Below are 6,612 nucleotides of genomic sequence, written 5' to 3'. Positions count from 1 at the left end.
CTCCTATTCCCCTGCAGATTTTAAATTTAAGGGCCTTACTGTGAGCATTAAACATAATGGTTATTTACCATAAAATAGCTAATATCGATCTATCAATCTACGATTGCTTGCTCTTCAATTAGCAACTTATAAAAAATGGCGTCTATTTCTTTAGACGCCATTTTTGTTTACTGGAAATATTAAATTAGCCACCGGCTAATTTGACTGTCATGCCTTTCTTTTCAAGATGTGCCTTGATCTTGTCTCTAGCATCACCTTGAATCTCGATATTGCCATCTTTTACAGAGCCACCACAGCCACAGACTTTTTTGAGTTCTGCCGCTAATAACTTTAAAGGTGCATCATCCAAGTCTAAACCTGTAACAATGCATACGCCTTTACCTTTACGGCCTTTCGTTTGGCGCTGAATCCGAACAACACCATCGCCTTTAGGGCGAGATACTTTTTCTTCTTCCGGTTTAATTCGACCGGTTTCTGTTGAATATACCAGAGTCATTCTATTGTTTCTTTTGTTGTTGAGCTTGCATCGCTTTTTGCTTTGCAACCAAATAAGCTTCGATATGGCGTTGAATAGCGGCTTTACTGCCCTTAATCAGTTTACCATTAAACATACAGTACCAAGAGTTAGGTTGGCCTGTATCGTTTTGAATAGTATAGCCGTTAAAGACCTCTGATTTTGCAACACCAGTTTGCTGCACTCTTTGTCCGAGTGAAGCAAACTCTTTGGGATCAATAATCGATGCGGTGTCACACCACCAATCAATGCTTTTCTTTACCGCCGTCAAACTGCCCTGTAAAACGTGGTTCTTGATTTTAACCTTCCAAACACTGCCATCTGATCCGACTGACTGCAGGTTAAAACCTCTATAATTTGAAATCGCCATACCACTGAGTCATCTGTTTAATGCGTTGATATAATCATAATTGCTACTGAGCAATATTCAAATACGGCTTGAATAATCCTTGCTCTAGAAAACAACTTGTATCATAAAACGCGTCTCGATAACGTTAATCACTTTGCACTGTTTATACAATCTTCCAAGAACTCATGAAATTTGTGCCCGTTGTTTTGAAGCATTTTAGGGAACATTGAGATCGGAGTCATTCCTGGAAATGTGTTTACTTCGTTTAAATAAATCTCATCATCTTCCGTTAGGAAAAAGTCGATACGAGATAAATGACGAAGATTCATTTGTTTAAATACCGTCTCTGACGCGTGTTGGATGGAATCTAATTGTACTTGAGTTAGATTCTTCGCCTCAACTTCTGTGAGCGAGTGACTTGAACTGCTGTACTTTTCATCGTACGAGTAAAAAGCACCATCAGGCGCGATGACCTCGCCTGGCTTAGTGATATGTAGTTGGCCATTCATCTCATATGCAGCAACTTCAAGTTCTCGAGGTTTTACTGCTTTCTCAACCAACACTTGGTCAGAAAACCCAAAAGCATCATTTACTGCATTAGAAAGCTTGTCTTTTTTTGTGACACTGTAACAGCCAACGGAAGAGCCTTGGCGAGCGGCTTTAACAAAAACTTTTCCCCACTTTTCAAAGGCTTTATGAGCTTGAACGTGAGCTTCTTCATCGTTTCGCGTTAAGAATAAGTATGGCGTATTGGGTATGCCAATAGCGTCGTACCAAAGCTTAGATGTGATTTTATTGAAACTATTGCTACTCGCTTCTGGCCCGCAGCCAAGATAAGGAATACCTGCGATTTCAAACAGAGATTGAATGTCGCCTGTTTCGCCAGGAAAACCATGTATACAAGGCACGATGAAATCAATGGTTTGATTAGATTCACTTGAGCACAACTGCTTGGTATTGAGATCCAAGTAAACCAACTCACCTTGGTTGGTCATCCAACCTTCGTTTTTTATTTCTACGCGTGTAACGTGAACGTCTTCAATAAGATTTAGTTGTTGTTCGACAAAGTTTGCAGACAATAATGAAATCTCGTGCTCAGAAGAGCCACCGCCGCATAGTAAAAGAATATTTTTAATCATGAATCCATCTTTCCGTGACCTACAAAAGATACTATTTATTATGATAAACCTTTGAAGTGTGACGTACAGTAATTTTAATGTGAGGAATGTTGTTCGAATAGGATTTGAGCAAATAAATAAGGGAGCTATTCGCTCCCTTATTTGATGTGTTAATTTAATTTGTTAAGCGTTGGGTAAGCTGAGTTTTTGATTGCATCAATGCTTTTAACAAATGGTCTTAACTGCTGAAATTGAGCTGGCAAAGTCGAAATCGCTTGCTTGGCTTCTGCGCTTGTTGCGTAGTCTCCGTATAAAACTGAGAACCACTTAGTACCGTTTACAACTTTGTAGTTTTCCCAAATTGGCTGACCGTTCTGTGGCAGCTTATTTGCAAACTGATCGACTTTAGCTTGGCTACCCACAGCTGCGACTTGAATGGTATAGCCGAATCGTTGAATGCCAGCTTGCTTTTTACTTGGTGGTACGATCTTAACTGGCTTCGCCTGCTCTTTTGGCGTTAGCTTGACTACTTTCTTTTCTTCAGGCTTTGCCGTCATTTTCACAACAGTTGGTTGTACGTCTTTTTCTACTACAGCGTTTTCAGACGCCATAATTGGTTTAGAGATACGATCTGATTTGTAGTCCTCTCGGTAACTTTCTGAGGTCACATCCGTGATGTAAGTTTCAGATGCACAAGCAGAAAGCAGAACTGACAAGCCGATGATTGCGATTTTTTTCATGAAGTAACAAATGCTCTGGATAAATATTACGATAAATCATGCCGATAGCAGGGCCGTTTATCAAGCATCAAATACAATAATCTGTGATTTTGATGTGATGAATAACACAAACTCCATAAGCATCGTACACATTTTCTGCAATGTCTGGTCTGAAAATGTTTTATCAGTAAATTATTCGTTTATGATTGATATGAAACCGAGAAGCCAACGTGACTTACAAACGGCCAGGAGTCAGCATGAATAAACTACATAAACTCTTTAAACCCAACTCTGTGGCCGTTATTGGGGCATCTCAAAAAGCATTGCGAGCAGGACATGTTGTGATGCGCAACCTTCTACAAAGTGGATTTGGTGGCGCGATTATGCCAGTAACGCCGCGATATAAAGCCGTATCTGGCGTGATCGCTTACCCTGATGTAGCTTCCCTGCCCTATACGCCAGATATTGCAATTTTGTGTACGAACGTTTCACGTAACGAGCAATTGCTTAAAGAGCTAGATGAGAGAGGCACACCGTTTGCGATTGTTATCTCTGATGACCCTAATCCTTTAGATATCTCATCATTGAACATTCGAGTCTTAGGCCCAAACAGCTTAGGTATCATCCTTCCTTGGCACAATTTTAACTGCACGTTTTCCCCTGTTGCAGCTAAACCCGGAAAAATTGCTTTCATCTCACAATCCGCGGCGGTTTGTACCACGGTTTTAGACTGGGCAAATGATAAGAACATTGGTTTTTCTTCGTTCATTTCGATTGGGCGCGGACAAGATATCGATTTTGCAGATTTGCTCGACTATTTGAGTATGGATGGAAACACTGAAGCTATTCTGCTTTATGTTGATAATATCCAAGACGCTCGCCGATTTATGTCTGCTGCGCGCGCCGCTTCACGTAACCGACGTATATTGGTGCTAAAAGCGGGCCGCTCTAAAGAGATGAATACTTTTGAGCAGCAAGACGGAGATACACTTGACGTAATTTACGATTCTGCTATTCGCAGAACTGGTATGTTACGAGTCAGCAATACGCATGAGCTTTTTGCCGCGGTAGAAACACTCACGCATTCTGTGCCACTTCGTGGAGAGCGTTTAGCGATCATCACCAATGGCGGCGGCCCTGCTGTTATGTCCGTTGATACTTTGATTGAACGTGGTGGCCAACTCGCAACGCTTGATGACGCTTCCATTGAGCAATTACAAGCAGTACTTCCATCCAACTGGCGTGCTCGAAATCCGATTGATCTGTCTGGTGACGCAACCCAAAAACGCTATATTGATACCATTAACGCACTGATGAATAACGACTGTGCAGATGCGATATTGATTATGCATAGTCCTTCTGCTGTTTCTGATCCTCTTGAAACTGCTCAAGCCGTTATTAATGCAATCAAATCTCACCCTCGGCATAAGCATTTTAATATCTTGACCAACTGGTCAGGAGAACAAACGTCGAGAGAAGCGCGACTGGCATTTACTCAAGCGGGTATTCCAACCTATAGAACACCTGAAAGTGCGGTTGTAGCATACATGCACTTGGTCGAATACAGACGAAACCAGAAACAACTAATGGAAACGCCAACGACGGCAGAGCCATTACATTCTGGAAGTGTGAGTTCAGCAAAAGAGTGGGCAAATGAACGACTACTGGATAAAAATACAGTCACCTTAGATACGCATCAAACCAGCCCATTATTTAAGCTGTTCGGGTTTAACGTTTTGCCTACGTGGATTGCATCTGACGACATTGAAGCTGTTCATATGGCAGAAAATATTGGATATCCTGTTGCGGTAAAATTGCGTTCTCCAGACATTCCTCATAAATCGGATGTTCACGGTGTTGCTCTAAATTTAAGAAACAGTCGAGAAGTTTCCAACGCAGCGCTATCCATTTTAGATACCGTAAAGCTCAGTTACCCTTCCGCCAATGTACATGGGCTGTTAGTACAAGGGATGGCAAAGCTCGGCAGCGCTGAAGAGCTACGGATTAGTATTGCAGTAGATAAAGTCTTTGGACCAGTGATCTTGCTTGGTCAAGGCGGCTCTGAGTGGAATATCGCCCAAGATGCCGTCGCTGCACTTCCTCCTTTGAACATGACGCTTGCGCGCTACCTTGTCGTTGTTGCCCTAAAGTCTGGAAAGATTCGCCTGCAGAAACACAAAGATGCGCTCGATATTACTGAGTTGTCGAAGTTCTTGGTTCGTATCTCCCAAATGGCAGTTGAGTTACCAGAAATACAAAAGCTGGATATCCATCCAGTGCTAGTGTCCGGAAGCGATTTAACTATCCTTGATGCAGATGTCACACTGTGTAAGTACGAAGGAGACGCCCAAAAACGGCTAGCGATTCGCCCTTTCCCGGCAGAGTTTGTCGAAACGGTGACGCTTCGAGATGGCCAACCTATCCTGCTTCGCCCTATCTTGCCAGAGGATGAGCCGCTGCATGCTCAATTCATTAATAGCGTATCGAAAGAAGATCTCTATAAGCGTTTCTTTTCTGAAGTTGGAGAGTTCAACCATGAGGCTTTGGCAAACTTTACTCAAATCGACTACGACCGCGAAATGGCGTTTGTTGCGGTAGCGTTTAATACTGACGGACCGTCTATCATAGGGGTAGCCCGCGCATTGATTACACCAGACAATAGTGACGCTGAGTTTGCTATTTTGGTTCGTTCAGATTTGAAAGGAAAAGGTTTAGGCAAAGTGCTGATGCAGAAAATAATCAGCTATTGCAAAGTTAAAGGCACAAAGCAAATGTCTGGAATGACCATGCCAACAAACAGAGGGATGTTGATGTTGGCTCAGAACTTGGGGTTTGAGATCGATGTCCAGTTTGCAGACGGTACGGCAGATATGGTGCTCCCTTTAAATTGAAAAGCGCAGCATTAGCGATGACTTTTACTTCTTACATTCGGTAATCAATGGGAATCTAAGAAGTAAAAGTTACGTTGTTACTTTAGTTTCCAATTCTTTTTTAAGTACTGAATACACCAGGATTTTGCCTCACCCATAGTGTTCCGGCGCCATGCCAAAATAATATCCATCGGCTGTTCTTCAGTGCCTTCGATTCGTTTCAATACACCACTATCAATAAGAGGTTGTGCAATTTGGCTTGGTAATGTACCAATACCTAAACCTGCAGTGAGCGCTTCTACTTTTGCCGTAAAGTTGGTGACGGTCAAGCGAGGCTGTTTTTGAATGATATTAATTGAGAGCGCTGGTTGCTCACGTGCGGTATCTGCAATAGCAATAATCCGATACTTTTCTCGCGCTGCTTCATCAAACTTACCACTACGCTTGTGAACATAGTGATCAGCGGAAGCTACCCAATACATACTCATTTTACCAATTTTTTCTGACTTAACTTCTTGAGGAAGCGTATCCAGTGATGGGCAAATCAGTAAATCAGCTCTCCCCGAATTCAACGACTCCCAGCTACCAGCCAGAATCTCCTCTTGCAGCCTGACTCGAGTTGAGCTGACCTCGGCCAGCGCATCAACCATCGGGAAAAAGTTGGATATAGGAATAATGCCATCGAAGGCAATGGTAATATCCAGTTCCCAGCCATTCGCCAATAACGTTGCATCGTTCACTAACTTTTCACTGGCTTGTAAAATGGCTCTTCCTCTTTCAAGAATAAGCTTACCTGCTTCAGTAAAATGGGCTTTGTGACCAGAGCGATCGAAGATAATAATGTCTAAGTCTTGCTCGAGTTTCTGGATTTGATAGCTCAGCGATGACGGGGCTCTGTCTAACTCATTCGCAGCAGCAGCAAAACTCCCTCTTCGATCAATAGCATCTAGAATATGGAGTGCTTCTAACGTAATTGGACTCTGCACATGGCCTCTCTTAATGTGATATTCATCACATTCGTTGTATTTGGATGAACTTATCA

At 42.5% G+C, this 6,612-nt stretch carries 6 protein-coding genes; 1 reads left to right on the top strand and 5 read right to left on the bottom strand.

All coding sequences use genetic code 11. The annotated features are described in order from the left end of the window. Window positions 1-184: 184 nt before the first annotated feature. From yciH to R7Q48_RS03425, 4 genes are all read right to left on the bottom strand, one after another. Window positions 185-496, bottom strand: coding sequence for a stress response translation initiation inhibitor YciH (yciH, locus tag R7Q48_RS03440; protein WP_005376292.1), 312 nt, complete (start codon window positions 494-496; stop codon window positions 185-187). A gap of 1 nt (window position 497) precedes the next feature. Beyond that, window positions 498-884 (bottom strand): DUF3319 domain-containing protein, encoded by a 387-nt coding sequence (locus R7Q48_RS03435; protein WP_005376294.1) that lies wholly within the window; start codon window positions 882-884, stop codon window positions 498-500. A gap of 128 nt (window positions 885-1,012) precedes the next feature. Then, window positions 1,013-2,002: a D-alanine--D-alanine ligase gene (locus tag R7Q48_RS03430; RefSeq protein WP_225477849.1), complete on the bottom strand. Its 990-nt coding sequence runs from the start codon at window positions 2,000-2,002 to the stop codon at window positions 1,013-1,015. A gap of 149 nt (window positions 2,003-2,151) precedes the next feature. Continuing rightward, window positions 2,152-2,721, bottom strand: coding sequence for an SPOR domain-containing protein (locus tag R7Q48_RS03425; protein ID WP_005390018.1), 570 nt, complete (start codon window positions 2,719-2,721; stop codon window positions 2,152-2,154). A gap of 236 nt (window positions 2,722-2,957) precedes the next feature. Here R7Q48_RS03425 and R7Q48_RS03420 point away from each other — a divergent pair, with 236 nt between their 5' ends. Beyond that, a complete protein-coding gene (locus R7Q48_RS03420) occupies window positions 2,958-5,591 on the top strand; it encodes a bifunctional acetate--CoA ligase family protein/GNAT family N-acetyltransferase (protein ID WP_213898328.1) in 2,634 nt (877 codons plus the stop codon). A gap of 77 nt (window positions 5,592-5,668) precedes the next feature. Here the strand turns inward: R7Q48_RS03420 and R7Q48_RS03415 are convergent, their stop codons facing one another. Then, complete coding sequence (locus tag R7Q48_RS03415; RefSeq protein ID WP_256902693.1) at window positions 5,669-6,556, bottom strand: LysR family transcriptional regulator; 888 nt, start codon at window positions 6,554-6,556, stop codon at window positions 5,669-5,671. Between the last annotated feature and the right edge of the window lie 56 nt (window positions 6,557-6,612).

The sequence above is a fragment of the Vibrio sp. 378 genome, assembly GCF_033339435.1.
The sequence above is the reverse complement of the archived record's forward strand: the minus strand, read 5'-3'. Positions and strand labels throughout refer to the sequence as shown.